At 32.0% G+C, this 20,817-nt stretch carries 22 protein-coding genes; 18 read left to right on the top strand and 4 right to left on the bottom strand.

Going from position 1 to position 20,817, the window contains the following annotated elements; translation table 11 throughout:
• Positions 1-49: 49 nt before the first annotated feature.
• From AMQ68_RS01280 to AMQ68_RS01295, 4 genes are all read left to right on the top strand, one after another.
• Complete coding sequence (locus AMQ68_RS01280) at positions 50-313, top strand: hypothetical protein (RefSeq protein ID WP_054508831.1); 264 nt, start codon at positions 50-52, stop codon at positions 311-313.
• A 2-nt stretch (positions 314-315) separates the two neighbouring features.
• A complete protein-coding gene (locus AMQ68_RS01285; protein ID WP_054508832.1) occupies positions 316-1,248 on the top strand; it encodes a hypothetical protein in 933 nt (310 codons plus the stop codon).
• 125 nt (positions 1,249-1,373) lie between these two features.
• Positions 1,374-2,669 carry a GEVED domain-containing protein gene (locus tag AMQ68_RS01290; RefSeq protein ID WP_054508833.1) on the top strand — a complete coding sequence of 432 codons (1,296 nt, stop codon included), beginning with the start codon at positions 1,374-1,376 and terminating at the stop codon, positions 2,667-2,669.
• Between the two features lie 250 nt (positions 2,670-2,919).
• Positions 2,920-3,354: a carboxymuconolactone decarboxylase family protein gene (locus tag AMQ68_RS01295; RefSeq protein WP_054508834.1), complete on the top strand. Its 435-nt coding sequence runs from the start codon at positions 2,920-2,922 to the stop codon at positions 3,352-3,354.
• 80 nt (positions 3,355-3,434) lie between these two features.
• Here AMQ68_RS01295 and AMQ68_RS01300 read toward each other — a convergent pair whose 3' ends face one another.
• Positions 3,435-3,884 (bottom strand): DoxX family protein, encoded by a 450-nt coding sequence (locus AMQ68_RS01300; protein WP_054508835.1) that lies wholly within the window; start codon positions 3,882-3,884, stop codon positions 3,435-3,437.
• A 227-nt stretch (positions 3,885-4,111) separates the two neighbouring features.
• Here AMQ68_RS01300 and AMQ68_RS01305 point away from each other — a divergent pair, with 227 nt between their 5' ends.
• From AMQ68_RS01305 to AMQ68_RS01360, 12 genes are all read left to right on the top strand, one after another.
• The gene (locus AMQ68_RS01305) at positions 4,112-5,575 is read left to right on the top strand and encodes a PLP-dependent aminotransferase family protein (RefSeq protein ID WP_054508836.1); all 1,464 of its coding nucleotides are present in this window, start codon (positions 4,112-4,114) and stop codon (positions 5,573-5,575) included.
• A gap of 282 nt (positions 5,576-5,857) precedes the next feature.
• A complete protein-coding gene (locus AMQ68_RS01310; RefSeq protein WP_054508837.1) occupies positions 5,858-6,880 on the top strand; it encodes a hypothetical protein in 1,023 nt (340 codons plus the stop codon).
• Positions 6,877-7,713: a PAAR-like protein gene (locus AMQ68_RS01315; protein ID WP_054508838.1), complete on the top strand. Its 837-nt coding sequence runs from the start codon at positions 6,877-6,879 to the stop codon at positions 7,711-7,713. Before AMQ68_RS01310 ends, AMQ68_RS01315 begins: the two co-directional genes overlap by 4 nt.
• Positions 7,714-7,716: 3 nt before the next feature.
• Positions 7,717-9,231 (top strand): hypothetical protein, encoded by a 1,515-nt coding sequence (locus AMQ68_RS01320; protein WP_054508839.1) that lies wholly within the window; start codon positions 7,717-7,719, stop codon positions 9,229-9,231.
• A gap of 17 nt (positions 9,232-9,248) precedes the next feature.
• Complete coding sequence (locus tag AMQ68_RS01325) at positions 9,249-10,064, top strand: M15 family metallopeptidase (RefSeq protein ID WP_241775017.1); 816 nt, start codon at positions 9,249-9,251, stop codon at positions 10,062-10,064.
• Position 10,065: 1 nt separating this feature from the next.
• On the top strand, positions 10,066-10,872 hold the full coding sequence (locus tag AMQ68_RS01330; RefSeq protein WP_123905574.1) for a hypothetical protein: 807 nt from the start codon (positions 10,066-10,068) through the stop codon (positions 10,870-10,872).
• A gap of 10 nt (positions 10,873-10,882) precedes the next feature.
• The gene (locus tag AMQ68_RS01335) at positions 10,883-11,677 is read left to right on the top strand and encodes an SH3 domain-containing protein (RefSeq protein WP_054508842.1); all 795 of its coding nucleotides are present in this window, start codon (positions 10,883-10,885) and stop codon (positions 11,675-11,677) included.
• Between the two features lie 74 nt (positions 11,678-11,751).
• On the top strand, positions 11,752-12,291 hold the full coding sequence (locus AMQ68_RS01340; protein WP_054508843.1) for a hypothetical protein: 540 nt from the start codon (positions 11,752-11,754) through the stop codon (positions 12,289-12,291).
• Positions 12,292-12,350: 59 nt separating this feature from the next.
• On the top strand, positions 12,351-13,463 hold the full coding sequence (locus AMQ68_RS01345; protein ID WP_123905575.1) for a hypothetical protein: 1,113 nt from the start codon (positions 12,351-12,353) through the stop codon (positions 13,461-13,463).
• Positions 13,464-13,477: 14 nt separating this feature from the next.
• Positions 13,478-14,305, top strand: a complete 828-nt coding sequence (locus AMQ68_RS01350) for a tetratricopeptide repeat protein (protein WP_123905576.1) — start codon at positions 13,478-13,480, stop codon at positions 14,303-14,305.
• Positions 14,306-14,367: 62 nt separating this feature from the next.
• On the top strand, positions 14,368-15,156 hold the full coding sequence (locus AMQ68_RS01355) for a bifunctional 2-polyprenyl-6-hydroxyphenol methylase/3-demethylubiquinol 3-O-methyltransferase UbiG (RefSeq protein WP_054508846.1): 789 nt from the start codon (positions 14,368-14,370) through the stop codon (positions 15,154-15,156).
• A gap of 435 nt (positions 15,157-15,591) precedes the next feature.
• Positions 15,592-15,969 (top strand): hypothetical protein, encoded by a 378-nt coding sequence (locus tag AMQ68_RS01360; protein ID WP_054508847.1) that lies wholly within the window; start codon positions 15,592-15,594, stop codon positions 15,967-15,969.
• Between the two features lie 66 nt (positions 15,970-16,035).
• On the opposite strand, the gene AMQ68_RS01365 is transcribed toward AMQ68_RS01360, so the two are convergent.
• A complete protein-coding gene (locus tag AMQ68_RS01365) occupies positions 16,036-16,983 on the bottom strand; it encodes an MBL fold metallo-hydrolase (RefSeq protein WP_054508848.1) in 948 nt (315 codons plus the stop codon).
• Between the two features lie 557 nt (positions 16,984-17,540).
• On the opposite strand from AMQ68_RS01365, the gene AMQ68_RS01370 reads away from it, so the two are divergent.
• Positions 17,541-18,338 carry an SDR family oxidoreductase gene (locus AMQ68_RS01370; RefSeq protein ID WP_054508849.1) on the top strand — a complete coding sequence of 266 codons (798 nt, stop codon included), beginning with the start codon at positions 17,541-17,543 and terminating at the stop codon, positions 18,336-18,338.
• 89 nt (positions 18,339-18,427) lie between these two features.
• Positions 18,428-19,342 carry an AraC family transcriptional regulator gene (locus AMQ68_RS01375; protein ID WP_054508850.1) on the top strand — a complete coding sequence of 305 codons (915 nt, stop codon included), beginning with the start codon at positions 18,428-18,430 and terminating at the stop codon, positions 19,340-19,342.
• 8 nt (positions 19,343-19,350) lie between these two features.
• Here AMQ68_RS01375 and AMQ68_RS01380 read toward each other — a convergent pair whose 3' ends face one another.
• A complete protein-coding gene (locus AMQ68_RS01380) occupies positions 19,351-20,256 on the bottom strand; it encodes a hypothetical protein (RefSeq protein WP_054508851.1) in 906 nt (301 codons plus the stop codon).
• Positions 20,257-20,369: 113 nt separating this feature from the next.
• Positions 20,370-20,798 carry a hypothetical protein gene (locus tag AMQ68_RS01385; RefSeq protein WP_054508852.1) on the bottom strand — a complete coding sequence of 143 codons (429 nt, stop codon included), beginning with the start codon at positions 20,796-20,798 and terminating at the stop codon, positions 20,370-20,372.
• Positions 20,799-20,817 lie beyond the last annotated feature (19 nt).

Below are 20,817 nucleotides of genomic sequence, written 5' to 3' on the forward strand. Positions count from 1 at the left end.
GAAGAAACAACGATTGTGTAAAAAGGAATAATTAAAAATTCAATAAAACATGAAACACCATTTTGCAGATTTATTATACCGTGAAGACGAATATTGGACGATTGTTCCCAAAGGCTATACAGAGGAGGAGACTTCATGGTCTGCGTACTACCAAAAGAATAGTAATAATGGAGATATCTATTTTCTGGGTAAAGGATCACGAACGATAAAATCTACTGCTTCTAATGCAGCAGAGAAAAAAGAAGCGGCCGTTAAGCAATTTGAGATCTATGAAAGAGAAGCTGAAGAAACTCTTAAACCTTATCTACTTTAAATATGAACGTCAAAGAACATTGGAGAATACCACTTAAGAATGCAGTTTTTGGAAGCATAAAACCAGAGATTGATCCTTTTGATGACACGCATTTTTATATAAGTGATGGTTGGGGATCTTCATTTCCTTCGATGAAACTTCGAAAGCTTACTCTTGAAACGGGCGATGAGGTCAATAGCATTTCCATTAAAAATTCTGTTCGCTGTTTATATTGGAATGAGAATCAAAAAGATCTTTTTGCGGTTTCTGACAATACCATATTTCAGATAGACGGAACTCACTTTGCTATTGAAAAGAAGTTAAAGAAAGGAGTTCCAAAATACAGTGATTATATCAATTCGAATGAAAAAGATATTTTGCTGATGATGAATTTCAGTTCAAATGTTCTGAATATTTATGATTGTGCTACGGAAACCTCAGCAAAAAAGAAAATGAAATCCTGCAGAGGAATCAGCAAAGAAAGTGAAAACAGTTTTCTTATTTTCTGTGGACATTATGGTGCTGTGATGAGGTATGATCTCACAAAAAATGAAACAGAAGAAGTACTGAAAACAGAAATCTACCGAAATGTGATTCATAGGAAATCGGGAAAGCTCTATCTTCAAGGTGGAATCTTAGAGCCCGCTACAGAAACAAAACATGAAAGAATAGGACCTATTCCAAAGCTTATCATCTATCAATCGCTGGAGGATAAAGCACCATGTACAATAGAATTAGATTTCCATTTTACCGATTTTTTAGTCTCTGACGATGAAGAAAGGGTCTATTTCTACGAAGACAATAGGGTATGGGTATATTCCTTAGAGCATAAAAAGATAGAAAATCATTTCATTTTTGAAGAAAACATAAGAATTCTACAGATTTTCGATAAACAAAGAAAAATAATAGGCTATCCTTATGATGATGAAAAAGTACTGATATGCTGGAAGTTATGATGCAATAAGCGTCTATACAAAAGGTTGTTTTAGGTAAATCACAATAAACTGATAAATGTCAGTATCTTTATTATTTTTATTCAGTCTAAATAAATATAAATTTGTCTCAATAAAAATAACTATTAATGAAGAAGACTTTTATCCTTTCTGCTGTTGCATTTTGCGCTCTTGTAGAAGCTCAATATTGTTCACCCACATTTCAATATGGTGCAGACAGCAACATGATTACCAATGTTACTTTTGGAAGCATCAACAATACCTCTCCGTTTCAAGCAGGAACAACGCCTGTTTATGAAAATTTCATTTCAAAATCTACAGATGTACAATCAGGAGTAAGTTATCCGATTTCCGTAAAAGGACCTTCAGGAACTTTTCCGAGTGATGTGGTGGTGTTTGTTGATTTCAACCAAAACGGAAATTTCAATGATGCAGGAGAAAGTTTTTATATCGGTCGTTTAGAGGCAGCTAATCCTGCTAATGCATTTACGGTTACAGCAAATATTGCCATCCCAAGCAATGCAACTGCCGGAGTTACAAGAATGAGAGTTCTTAAAAATAGTAATACGGCAGCCTATTCCAATCCCAATGCTGCAAACTCAATCAATACAGCATGTGATACAAACCTTAGAGCAGGACAAACAGAAGATTACACCATTAATATTATAGGAAATACTTCAGTATTCCCTGCGCCTTATTGCGGAGATGAAAATATTACAAGTCTTACTGTTAGCGAAATAACCAAAGTAGAATTCGCAGACCTTACCAAAAATAGTCCGATTAACGGTTCTTCTGCAATGATAGAAAACTTTATCAGTACTGTATTTGACGTTAACCGAGGAGGTTCATATCCTATCTCTGTAACAGGAGGAACTCACGGACAAACTACGGTTTCAGCGTATGCTTACATCGATTTTAACCATAACAATACTTTTGAGGATCATGAAAAATTCAATCTGGGGTATTTAGACAATTCAAATCCGGTTCCGAATGAGCAGTCCGGTATCACTTCGGCTACGATTGCGATTCCTGCTGATGCATTGTTGGGGGCAACGCGTTTCAGATTGGTAAAAGCGTATGAATCCAGCTCATGGATGGGAACATTAGAAAACTTACCATGTCCGAAAGACTGGTTCATTGGGCAGGTAGAAGATTACACGATCAATGTACAGCCAGCAAGTCTCTCTACAAAAGAAGTGGCTAAAGAATCATCAAAAATATATCCCAATCCTACCACAGGCTTAGTTTATATTAAAAGCACAGAGAAGGTAGAGAAATTTGAAGTCTACAATATATCTGGACAAAAGTTATCAGAAGGAAATTCTACAACCATCAACATCAGTGATTTTGTTCCGGGAACTTATTTGATTAAAATTCAGACGAACAGCAAAAAAATAAGTACAGAAAAAATAATTAAACAGTAAAAACACATATCTAATCATATCCATATCAATTTTTGTTTTTTTCTAACCGACAGGCTATATCTGTCGGTTTTTTTGTGGTGGATATTTGGGTTCTGGGCTGTTCATAATTTTAAAATTGGTATAGAAAACGGATACTTTAAAGCTCTAATTTTGTTGAATAAATAAGGCGTAAATTATTTTAAATTAAATAGTTGAATTAATTATTGCCATTCATGTTTTTATTTAAACAAAATATATAAATTTCAATACAATGACAAAAAGAATTAGAATTGACGAAGTAGAAGCGGTTGGTTACAAAGCTGTATTAGGAATGGAGAAATTCATTGAAAGTACTCCATTAACGAGAACCCATAAAGATTTAATCAAGATCAGAGCTTCTCAGATCAACGGATGTGCCTTTTGCATAGATATGCATACCAAAGACGCCCGTAAAGCAGGAGAAACAGAGCAGCGTATTTATGCATTGAATGCCTGGAGAGACACACCATTTTTTACAAAAGAAGAACGTGCAATTCTGGCATTGACTGAGGAAGTAACGTTGATCAGTAAACATGTGAGTGATGAAACCTACAAAAATGCTGCTGAGGTTTTGGATGAAACTTATTTGGCACAGGTTATCTTAGCGATCATTACGATCAATATGTGGAATAGAATCGGAATTGCAACCGCTCTGATTCCTTCTTAAAGTTTTTGTAGATACAAAAAAGCAAAGCTCTCAAATTGAGAGCCTTTGCTACATTAAATAATAAGTAAATAACTGTGGTTTTAGTCATTTTTGCTTTTGGTCATGAATTGATCTAGGCTCCATTCATAAGACTTCATCCTCGAAAGGAATAAACTTGAGGTACAGGTTACAAATACAGCATAATTGATGGGAGCTTTTATTCCTTTAAATACAGTCATTGATAGGATGAAAATCAAGGTAAGAATACAACCTCCAATGGCTGCATATTTCGTTTTATAACCAACGATCAAAAGAATCCCGATCACAATTTCAGCGATTGTAGCAATGCTTCCCATTATATTCACGGCTGGTCTGTCGAGAAAAGGCATTAGAGTGGTGGTGTAATCTATGAAATTGTTCCAATTGCCCCATTCGATATTTCTTTCACCCATAGGTCCTAAAATTCCAAGTCGGTCTGAGACTGGTGTTAGAAAAGTAATTCCTAAGGCAAATCTTAGAAGAAGCTGAGGTGTTTTAAACGAATTTTCCATGTAAATTGATCTTAATTGTTGTTATTTCTGACACAAAAGTAAGATAGATTTGGGATGTTCATATATTCCAGTTCTTATAAATAATACAGCCCAGAAGTAAATTCATAAATTCTGTTGATGGAATTGAATTTGATTTTACAAGCATATCAATTTAACTTCTTTAATAATGAAAGGATAATGATTTTGGATTAAATTTGTTTATTAATATTAAACAAATAGCAGCCCAGATGTTACCTTATAAAACTTTAATTGAGCTTGAGAGAAATACACCTGTTCCTTTGTATATACAGGTTTGTAATAATTTCATATCATTAATTACTAATGGTACTTTACAACCTTCAGATATCCTTCCAAGTTCGAGGATATTAGCCGACCTCATCGGAATTAATAGGAATACTGTAAAACTAGCTTATGAAGAATTGATCAGTCAAGGTTGGGCAGAATCTGTTGAGCGGAAGGGGGTTTTTGTTCTTTCTAATTTGCCTGTGATTTCCAAAAAAGGATTATCAGAAACAATTAAAAATAATGATTCTAATGAATCTTTCATTTGGAGCAATGAATTTAAAAACAAAGTGCCCGGGAAAAATTTTCAGAAAATTGGTTTAACGATTGATGATGGTTTTCCGGATGTTCGTTTAGCACCTGTAGATCAATTAATGCGGGAATACAGAAGTCTTTCAAGAAAATTCTTTGGTAAAAATTATCTGAAATATGGAAGTTCGAAAGGCTCAGAACATCTTCGTGATTCTATTTGTAATTATCTTTCCAACACACGAGGGCTGACGGTTTCAACAGATGATTTACTCATCACAAAAGGGAGTCAGATGGGGATTTATCTTGCTTCCAAATTATTGATTAATCCTTCAGATCTTGTAGCTGTTGGAGTTTCAAATTATACGTATGCTGATGATACTTTTAAACATTTAGGGGCTAAGCATATTAGAATTCCGATCGATGAAAATGGGATGGATATTGATTTTCTGGAAGAAGTTTTAAAAAAGAAAACTATAAAAGCATTATATATTGTTCCTCATCATCATTTCCCGACAACGGTCACAACAAGCATGGAACGCAGATTAAAGTTATTAAATCTCGCCAGAGAATATCGTTTTGCAATCATTGAAGACGACTATGATTTTGATTTTCACTATGATAATAAACCTTATCTGCCATTGGCAAGTATTGACCACAATCATAACGTTATTTATATTGGTTCGATTTCCAAGACTTTTGCACCGGCTTTAAGAATAGGATTTATGGCTGGTCCATCAATATTTATTAACGCAGCAGCTTGTTTAAGAGAATTGATTGATAAACAAGGTGATACGCTGTTGGAAGATGCGTTCGCGATGATGTTTGAAAGCGGAGAAATGGAAAGACATTTTAGAAAATCATTGAAAATTTATAAACAGCGAAGAAATCTTTTCTGTGATATATTAACATCAGATTTTAACGGATTGGTTGAATATAAGACTCCGGAAGGTGGTCTTGCGGTTTGGTCTACTTTTGATAAAAATATTAATTTGGTGAAAATGTCTGAAAACGCAGAGAAAAAAGGACTTTTCATCGACAATGGAACTTTTTACAAGAATGAAATTTTCAATACCAATTCAATGAGATTGGGCTTTGCTTCATTAAATGAAACTGAAATGATAAAAGCACTTTCGCTACTTAAAGAAGTGCTATCTTAAACTTTGGGCTGTGCCTTATTTTACAATTGGAACAATAAGTTCTGCAGCATCTATTTTAGCTTTGTATTCAATAATTATATAATGCAGATTAAAGAAGTTAAAAAAGAAGTAGAAATACAGCAGTGTTGGGAAGTTATTTCATTATTAAGACCTCATAGGTATTTTTTTTTGGTATAAATTTTCTGAATATCCAATCGTAGTTCTACTACAATTTTTCAATTTTAACACGAATACTTAGGGATTAGAAATATTTTTTATTAATTTTATCATATAACACACTTGATGGTAATAGATTACATAAAATATAAGATCCGTAATGGAGATTCTCTTCATTCAATTGCTTCCCGGTTAGGAATGACTGCTGAAGACCTAAAACTGTTTCATAATGCACACTGCGAGAAGATAGAAACGCTTTGGTTTGATAATATCCCGCCTATAGAATTCATTTTGGTTCCACTGAATTATAAAACTGAAGAGCAGAAAGAACAGGAAAAAAGAGAAAGTCTTCCTTCGCTAGAATTGTTGAATGCATTACATGCTAAGGAATATAAAGTTTGTGAAACTTTTGAAAGCAGTGATGAAACTCCTTTAACAGTGGAGTATACCATCAGTTTAGAAACCCGAAAGCATCAAAACAAATCGATCATTACATTTAATCGGAAAGATTTTGTAACCAACGGGGAAATTCCCGACAACAAAGTAAGTACGCTTATTCTTGCCTGCATGGAAAGTGTATTGCCTGTAGATTTTCTCCTTCATGATAACGGATTGATGGCAGGTTTTTTAAATCATAAAGAAATAAAAACGCGGTTCCTGCAAAAACGTCATGATCTGGAAGAATATTTTCTCGGAGAAACGAATACAAGTTACCTCAATTTATTTCAGGAAAACTGCAGCGATGAAAACTTATTTTTAAAACAATTCTGTTCCAGCTTACTTTTTCAGACCTTATTTCCCAACATAGAATGGTTCCAAAAGAAAGCACCTTGGATAGAAAGTTTTTACTTTTTTCAAAACTCTTTTCGAGTACAATGCAGTATGGAGGCTGAGCATAGAGATGAAGAGAAAGATGTTATTCAAACTATTGTAACTGGGAAAACCATAGATTCAGGGAGCTTTCAAGAAATTAAGAGAGGGATCATATGTCATGAAACGATTGAAAAAAATACATCAGGAGAAATCCAAATACAATATACCACCCATAAACAAAATAAATGTTTGATCCGAGCTGAGTCAAGCCTGATTTTCAGAAATGAAGAAGCTGTTGATTACAAACACCATCTCACTTTAACACAAATGATATGAAAAATTACACCATTAAACAAGGCGATACTTTCGTTTCGCTCTCTCAACAATTCAACATTAAATATGATGGACTTCTAAAAACCTATCATAACCTTCACTGCCCGATCGAAGATGTGATGCAGGAACCCATTCCGGGAAAACAAATCATCATTCCTGAAGATCCTGAGTTTTTTGAAACCAAAGAATCAATCTCTGAAAATGTACAAGATGAGGTAACAGATCCGATGAATGGTTATGATGAACTAGTAGAAAATGAGGCCGAACCCGAAACTACAGCATCTGCAGATTCACTGAAATCTGAGGAGGAAAAAACTGAAAAAACACCACAGGAAAACAAAGCAAGCGACCATGACGGAAAATATTTCATTATTCAGAAAGGGAAGGCCCAATGCAATCAGGGAAATCAGTTTCCTCAGTTTAAAGTAAGTTCCCATCACAGGCATTATTGTAATGATCCGGGTGATAATCCTGATTATCTTGCCGTCACAGAAAATGATCTGCAATTTAATCCTTCGGGGCCAAGTTTCGGACAATGTAAGCTGAAACCCTCATCAGGCGGCAACCTTCCCTGTGCTTTTGCGCCTGCCGGAAAATGGCAAAAGGTGTATGAAAAAACAAAAGTAGATGGCAACAGTTTTCTTTCAGAGATCTCTGAACTGATGTGCAGCACAGGAGGTAAAATTACCGTTCTCAAACACGGACAACAGAGTGAACTCAGCAAAAAACAAGTCGCAGATGCAGATTCAAGAGAACAGCAAGTCTACAATCCTGTTGTTGATTTTGAGGAATTTAAAGAAGAGATTAACGGAACAGATGAACTTTATTATGTATAAGCTATGGTAGGAAATATTATTGGAAATCAGAATCCTGTAGTCGGAATAATCTACAGCTACGAGCTTAACCCATTAGGTATTTTAGGTTCTTTGGGAAGTGACTATGAATGGCATATTTTCAAAAAACAAAAAACCGGAAGATGGAAAGATATTACCAACACTCCCAAAAAAGGAAATAAGGTAACCTATCAATTTGGAGAAATAGCGATGGGAATTGAATTTGAAATGAAGGTCTACGAAATCAAACATGGACTGCTTTCCGGAATAGGTTCCTCAAAGAATTTAATCGGAACTCTTTCTGTAATTCCCACAAGAAATGAAGTGCCTAAAATAGATCGGGTTACTTTGTTCAACAGAGGGGCAAAAGATAAAAATAAAGCCAATTATCGCGATACGTTAATAGCACAGGCGCATTGCATTGCCTTATATAATCAGGAAATAGAATTTCATCTCTGGGAAGATGATGCGGAAGGAAGAGGTCCGAATACGGAGATCAACAAAAAGAACCGCCATTATAAAACATACAAAGCCAGGGTAAACGAAAATGGTCTAGCCGAAGTGAAAATATCCCTGATGTCTGAGGAAAAAATACTTCGTCAAATGGCCAATAAATTTATGATGAGAGGCGATCAGAATGAAGGTGCTTATCATGAATACTATGTAACGGCAAGTCACGCGGGGAAAATACTTGGTGCGAGTCAGGTCAACGTGAATGTTGATAATCCTGATTATAAAAAAGAGAAACCTCAACCTCAAAAAGACACCCCAAAGTTTCCGGAAAACCCAAGGTATAACAAAAGAATCCCGACCAAAGGAAATATTATAGAGGCTCATTTTGTTAATAATCAAGGGGAGGAATTGTCAAAAATTAGAGTGGGAGATCCTTTGCGGGTGAGAATACACAGTAAAAATATGGTGGGCAAGCACATTCAGTATGTGATTTGGGAGAAGGATGAAATTTCTCATGATGAAATCTACCGCAGCAAGATGATCAAGATTCCGGGTGATGTTTGTGATACTTATGCCATTATCTTAGATAAAGATATGTTTAAAAAAGGAATTAATTTTCCTTTTGGTGATCCCGATCTCACTGAACAGCATTATTTTATTGAAATTATTTCTTTAGATTTATCTGCCCAGTCGGTGAAGTTTGGAGTGGATATGGAAAATGGTCTTCTTGAAGTGGAACAGGTGAAAAGCCCTTCGATTATTAAGGAGCCGAAAGTTGTGGAGAAGAAAGTTTCAAGCTGTATTTGTCAGGAGCAATATAAAGATTTAATTTGGGGAGAGAAAATCGGTTGCAATGAAAGAAAAAAAGTAATAGAAGTTGCAAAAAACTTAGGGATTGATCCTAATTGGTTAATGACAGTAATAGCATTAGAAACAAGCGAAACATTTAGCACATCTATTGACAATGGTATCGGATATGTTGGATTAATTCAATTTGGAAAAAATGCAGCTAAAGATATTGGTACAAGCCAAGATAAATTAGTAAAAATGTCTTTTGTTGAAAAATGATCTATGTTGAAAAACATTTGAATAAAAACAAATCAAAATATAAAACTCTAACAGATTTATATTTAGCTGTTTTATATCCTTCGGCAAGTGGACATGGTTCAGAAAGAAATTATATTGTTTTGGATGGAGCATCCTATTTAAGCAATCCTTTATTTTACAAAGAAAAGGGAGAATGGGAATATGCAACTAAAGTTAACAAACATGGAAAAATAATAAAATATAAAAAAGCTACAAACCCTAATGGAAAAACTTATGTATGGGAAATTACTGAAGTAGCTCAAGATGTTTATAATAAAGGAATTGGAAAAAAAGTAAAAGAATTTACGTGCAACTTAATCAAAGACGTTCCTAAAAAAACAGGAGATTGTCTTGATACTTGGGACGATAGTACAAATAAAAAAATAGGGAAACTACATCCAAAAATTCGCTGTGCAGTAAAGAATTTTATTAATGATGTAGAAAAAACAATGGGAATTAAATTACGTGTTATACAAGGGTTAAGAACCTATGCTGAGCAAAATGCTTTATATGCGCAAGGTAGAACTAAAGAAGGCAGTAAAGTAACAAATGCAAAAGGAGGGCAGAGTAACCATAATTTTGGTTTAGCAATTGATGTTGCAGAAATTAAAAATGGAAAAATAGACTGGAATGAACAAGAAAAAATATTACCCAAAATAGCCCCAATAGGGAAAAAATGGGGCTTTGAATGGGGTGGAGACTGGAAAAGTTTAAAAGATAAACCTCATTTCGAAATGACATTTGGTAGAAGTCTTTCAGAATTAAGAAAACTATATGAAGAGAATGAAAAAGATCATACAAAAATCTCACTATAATATGAAAAACATTTTATTAACATTATTTGTTTTTTTCTCATCATCATGTAAAAAAGAGAATAAAATCACCAACAACAAACATGATAGTAGAAAAATAATTGAAATAAATAAAGGTTCATTAAAACAGATTAAAGACACCACCCTTTTTATAAATTCTTCAGAAGGAGAAAATGTTAAAGTATTAATAAATACAAAAAATCAGGATTCGATTATTGAAAGTGAAATATTGGGAGAAACAGGAAAATCTACTTATAAATTTACTTTTAATAAAACTTTAAAAAATGGAGAATGTACAACATATAGATATTCAGAACCTATTTATGTAAACTCAAATCCCAAAATCAACATTGAGAAAAAAGAAAACCTATCATCTTCTAAAGAATCATTAAATAGATTAACTAATATTTTTAATAGCTATCTTAAAGTTTTTCTTTATCAGAAAAACACGTATAAAATTTCAAATAACAAATGGTTGGGTAAATACTCATTAGTTATAAATGAGAATGATGAAGATTGGCGAGATATACATGAAATTCATTTAAATATTTCTAAAGATTCTATTACATATCTGGCAAAAGGATTTCAATTATACCAATATTATTTACTATCCCCTATTAAAAAAGATAGCTCTATAAAACTTAAATATGTAAAGTCTTTAGACAATACAGAAAGTTGGGCACTAAACAAAACCAAAGATTTCGGTACATTAAGTTTTGATGGTAAAAACTATATATGGTCCTGCCCTTACATTGACATTAATTTTTCAAACGGAAAAAACAAAAAATACACTTTAAGAAAAATACAATGATAAATTAACTATGAATCTACAATCATATTCAAAATGGACTTACATTTTATCATTTTTTTTCATTCTATGTTGTAAAGGGCAGAAAAAAGAAAGTTCTACTTTAAGCACCGAACAAGTGAAAGATAAGATGGAAGAAATAAATTTTACAGAACTATTTAATGAAGGAAGTAATATAACATTTACCCCAAAAGATTTAAATAAAAATAATTCTGAAATCCAAAATTTCAAATCAAAACTTAATAGTTTTGAATCTTCAAATCCAGAACCTTATGATTTTGAGTTAAATGATTTATTATTACTTATTAATAATGAAACGTTTACGAATAATGAACGTTTTGTAGATAGTAGTTGGTTAGAATATTTTATCAATAAGTATTCTTTTAGTAAAACTATTATTGATAGCTTGATGAATACCGCAATAACTCAAGAAAATTTTTCGGCTGTAAAAATATTAAATAGAAATTATATTTTTTCAAAAAAGCAACTTGATCATGCAAAATCTAAAAAAGAATATAAAGATTCGTTAAAAGGTAAGCTAGATACAGAAGAGTATTATGATCCTGCTTATTCTAAAATTGATGAAATTTTATCTTTTATTATAAATGCATATTTAAAAAATCATATTGAAGATTCTGACGGATACACAAATTTAAGAAAGGATAAAAATGCCTCATCAGAAGTTTTACAAAAAATAAAATCCGGCGAACATATTAATATTCTAGATAATTCGGGAGATTGGTTTTTAGTAGAAACTAAAGAAGGTAAGCAGGGATATGTTCATAAAAGTAGAGTAAAAGCAAATTAGTAGATCTAAAATAATACAAATGAAAATCAACTATGAACCTACAATTATATTTAAAATGGATTTACATCTTGATTATGATAATTACAATATCATGTAAAGGAAAAAATAATGATCTGATAAAAATAAAAGAAATAAACTCTCCATCACAAGAAAATTTTGTGCAAAAATATTTAAAAAAAGGCTATCATGTCATTGACGAAGTTAGTGCAGATTTAGATGGCGATTTAAAGAATGACAAGATATACATAACATCATCATCTGATGAAATAACAAATGCACAAATATTGATTTTTAAAAATATCAACAACTCTTTTTCATTATGGGCGAAAAATGATACTTCTCCAATAATGGGACAAAAAGAGTATAGTAAGACTGTAACAAAAGGAGCTTATTTCACAATAGAATACAATAGAGATATTGAAGATAAATATAATCAGTCTAATTATTTAACATTTAAATTTGACGGTAATAAGTTCTTACTACATAAGTTTAGTCAAGAAATATATGATGCAAAAGCAGATAAGAATTTACCTGTAAAAACTTGGACGAATAAAGATTTTGGTATTGTGAATTTTGAAAATATTTCATACGACTTTATTGAAAATTTAAAGTAAGTGTTTTGTTGAATTCAATATCTTTTATGAATATTTATAATAATCTAATTTACACAAAAATGGGAAAAAATCTATTGTTATTTTTATTGATATTCAGTGTGCTAAGCTGTCGAAAAAACGATGAGAATAAAACAAAAGTTGTAAGTCCTATTGAAACCATCAATATTGATAAAGTCAAAAATATTGAGGTAGGCTTTTCAGACAAATACGATTCGTTGCCAAAACTAAGTATTCAAGAAATCAATGAGTCCGAATTTAACAAATTAAAAAACTCGGAAAATTTATTGATAAATAATTCCGTAGAAAGAAAAGATGGATTTTTTTATATAAAAACTAATAATAAAATTTTGCAACTGAAAGAAGGAAACGAAAAAAATAACGTTAGAAAAGATGGGGATATTTGGTATGAATATTTAGGATTTTATCCATCTTTGGATATGTACACTATAACAGGAAATTCTGTAAGTGAGAGTCTAGGATTTAGTGATTTTGAACTTATTAATAAATCAAATGGAAAAGTATATACAATTATTTCGCCTGGAGATGATAAAGTAGAAAATCCTATACCCTCACCCAAATCAAAATATGTAGCATATTATTACAATCAAATGTATACAGATAATAATAGCTTCTTAGGAATACTTAAAATAGATGCAGCTAAGAATATTTCCGAATACAGGAGTTTTATATCGGAAGATATTAAAATATATCAGATTGCTTGGTCTGGAGATGATATCATTCTAATTAAAGCATCTTCCGACAATGGAAAAAGTTTTAAATATTATAAAAGTGATTTTTCTTCAAATCAAAAAAAAATTGCTAATCCAATTTCAAAATGGAATGGGACTTATACATCAAGACTTGATTATGGAAATGGAGCAGGTATAAATAATGGATGGGATTTGGAGATTCATATAAATAATGAAAATATAAGCGCTAGCGGAAACGGTTATCAAATTGGATTTAAAGATGAGTTAACAGCAGTAGAAGATGGAAATAAGTTGATACTAAAACATAAAAAAAACATTGATGGTTATAGTCTTGGAGAAAATATGAACCCTGAATTTGTATTAATAGAAGATAAGGGTAAATATTATTTCAAATCAGAATGGGTAGATTCAGACATTATTACTAAGCCTCAAAAAAATGGATATGAAATCCATAAAAAGTAACTTAAACTATGAAAATGAAAACTTTTTTAATTCTAATTATTCTGACTTTTATAAGTTGTAAGCAAGGATTTAAAGAAAATATTCAGAAAAAAGAGATTTTACCCGTTTGCAGAGTTCTAATTAAAGATCATGATTTGTTGTTGATTTGCGGAGATAAGAAAATCATTTATAAAGATTTAATTATTAATGAGATGTCTGTTTCAACTAATTTAATCAATGATGCTAAAGGTAATTTTTCATTATTATATGAACTCAACGCTTCAACAACAAAAACCAAAGAAAAGTATGATTTTATATATTCTGAAAATTGGCTAGCGTTAGTGTATAAAGAAATTATAAAATTTGGTAAAGATGGAATTACATTAAACAGATTGTACCTAGATAATTTTGATATACTTAATAAATCCTATGAAGATTTACAATCTTTAGGTAGTAATCTTAGTGAAGAATTTAGAAAAAATAATATTACAAGTTTTATATATAATTCAAAAAATATCTTATTTGCTAAAATAATACATAAATCATCACCTGAAGACGTTTTCATAAATTATCCAAACTTAGAAAAAGCTCCTTTAATTATAGATAATGTAGAAGTAGCAAATAATCAAGCTTATAGTTTAGAACAAAAAGGGGCAGTAATCAATTCAAAATATTTATTAACTGCAATTATTAGTCAATACCCAAATAGAATTGTAGCATATATAAACTTAGCTGATGTAGATTGGAAACTGGGGGATAAAGAAAATGCTAAAAAAAATTATAGTCTTTATTTATCTCAAATGAAAAGCCAGAAAAAAGATCTTTCAAAAATCCCACAGAGAGTTTATGATAGAATAAAATGAAAAAATTAATAATTTTAATAATCGGATGATTTCAAATATTGTAATAAAAAAAATAGAAAAGCATGCAAAAAAAAATCAATAGAGAAGGACAAGAAGCGGCCCAAATTTTTAATGATAGAAATTTAGATTCAGACTATCCAACAATTAAGCCCTTACTTAGAGAAGGGATGAAAATATTAGACATAGGATGTGGAACGGGTGCTATAACAAAAGATATTGCAAAATTAATTGGTTCTACGGGTAAAATAATAGGAATTGATAATACACTTGATTTTATCAATAATGGGAAATTACGATATGCAGAATACAAAAATATGGAATTAATTCATGCAGATTTATTTGATTATAAACCTCAAGAAAAGTTTGATTTGATAATATGTGCTAGAGTTGTACAGTGGTTGTATAATCCCTTAGAAGCTATTGAAAAAATGAAGTCTTTCTTAGAGTCTAACGGAATCTTATCAGTATTAGATTATAATCACGAAAAAATTGAATGGAATCCATCTCCACCTATAAGTATGTTAAAATTTTATAATACTTTTTTAAAATGGAGAGAAGAGGCTGGAATGGATAATTGTATTGCAGATAATTTGAAAGAATATTTTTCAGAGGCTGGTATAGAGAATATAGAAGTAAACAACTCCGATGAATATTATGATAAAAATAGTCATAATTTCAAGTCTAAAGTTGGTGTTTGGACAAAAGTCGCAGGTTCTTCTCAGATGGTAGAAGAAGGCTATTTAGATGATGATTTACGCATAAACACAATACTTGAATACGAAAAGTGGACAGAAAATGAAGCTATTTCAATGACGATGAAATTAAATGAAGTCAGAGGGATCTCAAGATAAAGTATGAACGGAATAAAATTAACACCACTACAAATTTTTTCAAAGAAAATGAGGGAACTTGATCATTATGCCTGTTTTCATTTAAATTAGATTTTAGATATCCCTAAAATTAATGTTATATTAAATAAAATCATTAATAGACATATATATCCTTTCTCCGAAGTTTACAGGAAATGAAGCGAGATCAATAGAACGATTGGAAATTAATAAAAATAATAAAACATTGATTATTAGTAGACCCATTGGTTGATGCAAAATAGAAACAACTGTTTTTCAATTAAAAAACACTCTATGGGATACTATTTCTTCAAAGCAAGAAAATATGAGTAAAAAATAAATTGAAAGTAACTTGGTGATCGTCAAGGGAATATAATCAATTCTATAAATATTTCTCATCAATACTATCCAAACGCTAATGATAATACCCGGTACTTCATGGGTGCAGTATTCAAATATTTTTATATTGATAGTCATTATATTATACATATTAAATACTTAGATCTGTTTGAGGAATATTCAAGTGAGATGATTGCTTACATAAAATATAAAATTACAGACAGAGGAAATATAGTACGATATTTTGATAAGAGTTTTGGATACTATCAAAGTGAGTTAGAGGAAGGGGAAGTCATCAATCATTTGAAGGAAGGAGTTTGGAGAGAAGACTCAAGCTCTAAGGAACCAACATATTATATGAAAAAATACAAAAAAGGTTTTGTAATAGACAATATTGAGGTAGTAACTGAAGATAAATCTGGAAATAAAATATCAACTATAATTGATAAAGACACTTATTTACCCTTAAAAAACTAAAATGTTAAAAATAACATCACCCTAATAAGTTTGCAGACTGAAACACCCTTGCCATAGCTGCCAATTTTATAAGTTAATTTTCTTTCCTTGTTCCGGGAAGATGTAGGTAACTCCTAAAGTCTTTTGCTCTTTTAGTTGTTTTTTTATTCGCTCTATATTATTATCCACAGGTTTAAGGTGGGTGATAATGATAGGAACTTGTTTTAATTTCCCGGGTTGACAAAAACTGTTTAGGATGGTTAATTCAGATTCTAATAATTTGGGCGTAAGATGACCAAATAAAGATTTGTCAGGTTGTTCATTCGGAAAAGAAACTTCAATTAAAATACCTTTTAATTTTTGGGCATTAATATAGGGAGCAATCTGCTTCCATAAATTCTGAAGTAGGGTACTTTGCTCTATAGAATCGCTACCTGTATCTCCCAGATATAATAGATAATCACCGTTTTGTCGTAAAAGAAATGCTGTACTCTCGTAAGGTTTTACATGGCTGAGTGGAAATGCCGTTACATACATTTCAGTGTCTGTTAAAGGGATTTCCTTGCTTGTTTCTAAATTTACGATGCTGTATTTATGAAGGCGGGGAGCTTCCCCCACATTGGTAAAGTTGGCCCACGATTTCCATGAAAAATACTTATCGGTAAGGATTTCGGCTACAGAAGGAAGGGCGTAAATATATTTTTTAGTATCATCCGGACTGTTTAAAATCAGACCACTTGCATGATCTAAGTGAGCATGAGAAATAAGATATCCTTTAATATGTTTTTGGATTACTTGTAATGCTGAATTTCCTTTAAAATTCCCCTTCTGTATGGCTTTTTCAATTCCTGAGCGTAAAGTTCCGGCATCAAGGCATACATAGTTTTCAGAATTTGCCGGAGCAGCCATATAACTTGATAAGTTACTTTCTTCGCCACCTCCATAAATCCCTAATGGAACCACTTTGAAACTGTTTTGAGCGGAACAAAAGATTGAAGAAGAAAAAATGATCAAAGGAAAAATATACTTTCTCATATAGAATCTGACTATAGTTATATGGATTGAAGAATTACCCTGCAAATTTAAATTAAAAAACAACGACCTACAAAATTTATACAAAATAGACTTACAGCTTAGTTCAATAAAAAGATCAAAGGTTTTGAGTAGAGTAATTGAAAATAGAAATTTCATAAGATAGAAAATCGAAGATTTTCATGTGCGACCTAGGAAACTGAAGCGTTAATAAAATGAACTCTGTGAACGTTAATAAAATTCTACTGTTTGAGTGCGGGACAAATATTCATCTGAAACAGTAATAGCAAATCCGCACGAGTTTTAGAATTTTTAGAGAGCAGATTTCATTTTTAGTGAAAGTTTCCAGTCTTGACTTTTTCTTTCTTTTGTGTTAAGACAAATGAAAAAATATAATGATAAAGGGGTGTATATTAAACTTTAATGACTTTGGAATATTATTAAAACTAAGTTATTTCTTTCGCCATTTCCATTTTGGCTACATCTTTATCCAATTTGGCAACTCCATCCTTTTACCGAATGCAGACCTTTGTCATGTAAAATTTAAACAAACAAAAAAAATGAAAACAATTTTTATAACAGGTGCTTCTACAGGATTAGGAAAAGCAACCGCAAAATTATTTCAAAGCAATGGTTGGAACGTTATCGCAACGATGAGAACTCCGGAATCTGAAACAGAACTTTCTCAGCTTGACAACGTGACGGTTCTTCCATTAGATGTTACCAACTTAGAGCAGATTCAATCAACCGTAAAAAAAGCATTAGAGATCAGTGATATTGATTTGGTTTTCAACAATGCCGGATATGGTTTAATTGGTCCGTTGGAGGCATTAAATGATGATCAAATCGTAAAACAAATCAATACCAATTTACTGGGAGTTATCCGGGTAACACAAGCGTTTATTCCGTATTTCAGAGAGAAAAGAAAAGGAATGTTTATCACAACAACTTCTATTGGTGGATTAATTGCATTTCCTTTAACCTCAACATATCACGCTACAAAATGGGCGTTGGAAGGCTGGAGCGAAAGTCTTGCATTTGAATTGAGTAAATTCGGAATCGGAGTAAAAACGGTTTCTCCAGGCGGTATTAAAACAGATTTTGTAAGCCGTTCTTTAGATACAGCTACCAAACCGGAATATCAGGAAATGATTGACGGACTGTTTTCAAGCATGGAAGGGATGATGGACGCAGCTTCTGAGCCTGTACAAATTGCAGAAGTAGTGTATGAAGCGGCAACTGATGGAAAAAGTAAATTAAGATATGTTGCAGGAGAAGATGCCAATGCATTATATGCACAGCGTTTGGAATTGGGAGATGAAGCTTTCAGAGAGCAATTAGGTCAACAATTTATTTAGAAAATCTGTATTAAATTCAAGTAAAAATAGCACAGATATACAAGTATTTGTGCTGTTTTTTCATCTAAATAATTCTTACATTTATCATTATGGAAAAGAAAGAAAATGCCCCGCTAAAAATTTCATCCATTTCGGAATTGCATCGCTTACTGCAGCTTCCGAAACCACTGCATCCATTGATTAGTTTGGTAGACAATACCGAAATGAGTGTTAATAAAGAATTACTCAATCGAAATTTTGCACTGAATTTTTACAAAATATCCTACAAGTTTTCTGAAAACGGGAAAATGGGGTATGGACAGGGATATTATGATTTCAATGAAGGAGGAATGATGTTCACAGCACCCAATCAGATTTTATCTACCAAGGAAGAAGCTGAATATCATGGGTATACTTTGTTGGTACACCCAGATTTTATAAGAAATTATCCGTTAGCAAAAAACATTAAAAATTTTGGTTTCTTTTCCTATGATACCAATGAAGCACTGCATTTATCGGATAAAGAGAAAACCGTGATTGTGGGATTATTACAAAATATTTTGGGTGAACTCAATACCGCGATTGATGAAATCAGCCAGGATGTGATCGTATCTTATATTGAGGTTTTACTGAATTACAGCAACCGTTTTTACAAGAGACAATTTATTACCCGAAAAAGCTTTAATAATGATTTGCTTTCCAACATGGAAAATATATTGGATGGCTATTTTAACAGACAGGAAACCTTAACAAAAGGACTTCCGACCGTAGAATTTTTGGCATCCGAACTCAACCTTTCACCCCATTATTTAAGTGATATGCTTCGTAATCTGACGGGACAAAATGCTCAGCAACACATTCATGAAAAACTGATTGAAAAAGCGAAAGAATATCTTACCACCACCAATTTTTCAGTGGCGGAAGTGGCCTATCAATTAGGTTTTGAACATTCACAATCTTTCAATAAATTATTTAAAAAGAAAATGAATACAACGCCGCTGAGCTATAAACAATCTTTTAATTAAAATGAATTTTATTCACGATAAGGAAGATTTAGCTTGTCATTAACGAATTGATACATCCTTTCTCTGTCTTTCGGCATAGAAAGCATAGTTTTTAGCATAGCACTGGTTTCACTTTTGGGATTTTCTTTCATGAAACGTTGGAATTCCTGCAAATTTTCAGGAATAAATCCACCTTCATCATTTTGAGTTGAAGTATTGTCGTAGCCTAAAAGATAAGCATATTTATAGCTTTGAAGTTCTTCGTTAATGGTTGTGTTCAATTTTGAACTAGGGAAGTCTTGCAAAAATTTCTCGCGAACTTCAACACGTTTTGCTACATCACGCCACGGAATTGAGATCGAGGCATCCGACTGAAAAAGAACTTTATCTTCTTCCTTCATGATTTCCAGATATTTTTGATAATCTGCCGTTAGCTTTCCATTAAAAATATTGAAATAAAAATCAGGCAACATACGAAGTTCTGTGTAGGCTTCACCAACATCCCAAAACTCAATTCCAGTTTGTGTGTAAGAATCAACCGTCTTTTTATATTTTTCTGGAACCTTTAATGTAGAGGTATCCGTTTCTGGATGATATACATAAAATTCAAAAAACTGATCGAGTAAATGGGTTTCTTTTAATGTCAATAATGCAAGGGCAGAATCGTTTTCCTTTTTATAATTTTCATATATCAAATTGTTCTTTTCCGACGATGAATTTTCCAACATGCTTATAATTTCACTCTTTCGATGTTGAAGATGACTTAGAATTTCATTTTCTGACCGTAATGAGTCCAAATAAACCGGAGGTAAGGAATAGGGAGTTGGTGTATTGGTAATTTTATTTTCTTCAGAAGGTTTTTTGGTGTTTTTTTCTTCTTTTTTACAAGAGGATACTAAAGAAAGTATCGCTAAACTTAGTATCAATTTTTTCATAATGATGTGTCTGATGTATCAAAAATAATTTTACCCTTAATTGGAGTTTACTAATGAACTTAAAATAATTGGTGTGTTAATCTTTTGCGGTAAATATTAAACATGTTTAACCCTTAGCAATCATTCATTTCGTAATTTACCTGATCGTATTTTTCGTCATAAGATTGTAATGTTTTGGAAGTGGTAGGAACTTCTTTAACATTCACATTCAATTTTTTGTTTCCATCCGGAGAAATCCAGAATCCTTGAAGAGCACCACCTGTTTTCTTTACACTGATAATTCCTGTAATTCCGCCTTCTACCATAACCAAACGGTTTTCCTCATCGTCTGAAATTTCAAGATAAAGCCATTTGCTTATATTGTCGTATTTATACATTCCGGTGTAACTGGTGGTTGGGCAGCCTGAAATTTCTTCTATTAAATAAAATGTAACGGGATATTTATCAATCGTTCCTTTGTAAAGATGTTTTTTAACTTCCTGTGCGCTCATTTTTCCGGCAAAAATTAGCAGACACAGGAAAGCTGTGATTTTAAATTTCATAGTGTTTACTTGAGTTATT

This window comes from Chryseobacterium sp. ERMR1:04, from assembly GCF_001297705.1.
In the GTDB taxonomy this organism is placed as follows: Bacteria; Bacteroidota; Bacteroidia; order Flavobacteriales; family Weeksellaceae; genus Chryseobacterium.

Coding starts and splice junctions, on each gene's coding strand:
- AMQ68_RS01295 (WP_054508834.1), top strand. CDS start 2,920: ATGACAAAAAGAATTAGAATTGACGAAGTAGAAGCGGTTGGTTACAAA.
- AMQ68_RS01350 (WP_123905576.1), top strand. CDS start 13,478: ATGAAAACTTTTTTAATTCTAATTATTCTGACTTTTATAAGTTGTAAG.
- AMQ68_RS01310 (WP_054508837.1), top strand. CDS start 5,858: ATGGTAATAGATTACATAAAATATAAGATCCGTAATGGAGATTCTCTT.
- AMQ68_RS01300 (WP_054508835.1), bottom strand. CDS start 3,884: ATGGAAAATTCGTTTAAAACACCTCAGCTTCTTCTAAGATTTGCCTTA.
- AMQ68_RS01330 (WP_123905574.1), top strand. CDS start 10,066: ATGAAAAACATTTTATTAACATTATTTGTTTTTTTCTCATCATCATGT.
- AMQ68_RS01345 (WP_123905575.1), top strand. CDS start 12,351: ATGGGAAAAAATCTATTGTTATTTTTATTGATATTCAGTGTGCTAAGC.
- AMQ68_RS01315 (WP_054508838.1), top strand. CDS start 6,877: ATGAAAAATTACACCATTAAACAAGGCGATACTTTCGTTTCGCTCTCT.
- AMQ68_RS01285 (WP_054508832.1), top strand. CDS start 316: ATGAACGTCAAAGAACATTGGAGAATACCACTTAAGAATGCAGTTTTT.
- AMQ68_RS01365 (WP_054508848.1), bottom strand. CDS start 16,983: ATGAGAAAGTATATTTTTCCTTTGATCATTTTTTCTTCTTCAATCTTT.
- AMQ68_RS01305 (WP_054508836.1), top strand. CDS start 4,112: ATGTTACCTTATAAAACTTTAATTGAGCTTGAGAGAAATACACCTGTT.
- AMQ68_RS01320 (WP_054508839.1), top strand. CDS start 7,717: ATGGTAGGAAATATTATTGGAAATCAGAATCCTGTAGTCGGAATAATC.
- AMQ68_RS01375 (WP_054508850.1), top strand. CDS start 18,428: ATGGAAAAGAAAGAAAATGCCCCGCTAAAAATTTCATCCATTTCGGAA.
- AMQ68_RS01290 (WP_054508833.1), top strand. CDS start 1,374: ATGAAGAAGACTTTTATCCTTTCTGCTGTTGCATTTTGCGCTCTTGTA.
- AMQ68_RS01370 (WP_054508849.1), top strand. CDS start 17,541: ATGAAAACAATTTTTATAACAGGTGCTTCTACAGGATTAGGAAAAGCA.
- AMQ68_RS01360 (WP_054508847.1), top strand. CDS start 15,592: ATGGGTGCAGTATTCAAATATTTTTATATTGATAGTCATTATATTATA.
- AMQ68_RS01355 (WP_054508846.1), top strand. CDS start 14,368: ATGCAAAAAAAAATCAATAGAGAAGGACAAGAAGCGGCCCAAATTTTT.
- AMQ68_RS01340 (WP_054508843.1), top strand. CDS start 11,752: ATGATAATTACAATATCATGTAAAGGAAAAAATAATGATCTGATAAAA.
- AMQ68_RS01335 (WP_054508842.1), top strand. CDS start 10,883: ATGAATCTACAATCATATTCAAAATGGACTTACATTTTATCATTTTTT.
- AMQ68_RS01380 (WP_054508851.1), bottom strand. CDS start 20,256: ATGAAAAAATTGATACTAAGTTTAGCGATACTTTCTTTAGTATCCTCT.
- AMQ68_RS01385 (WP_054508852.1), bottom strand. CDS start 20,798: ATGAAATTTAAAATCACAGCTTTCCTGTGTCTGCTAATTTTTGCCGGA.
- AMQ68_RS01280 (WP_054508831.1), top strand. CDS start 50: ATGAAACACCATTTTGCAGATTTATTATACCGTGAAGACGAATATTGG.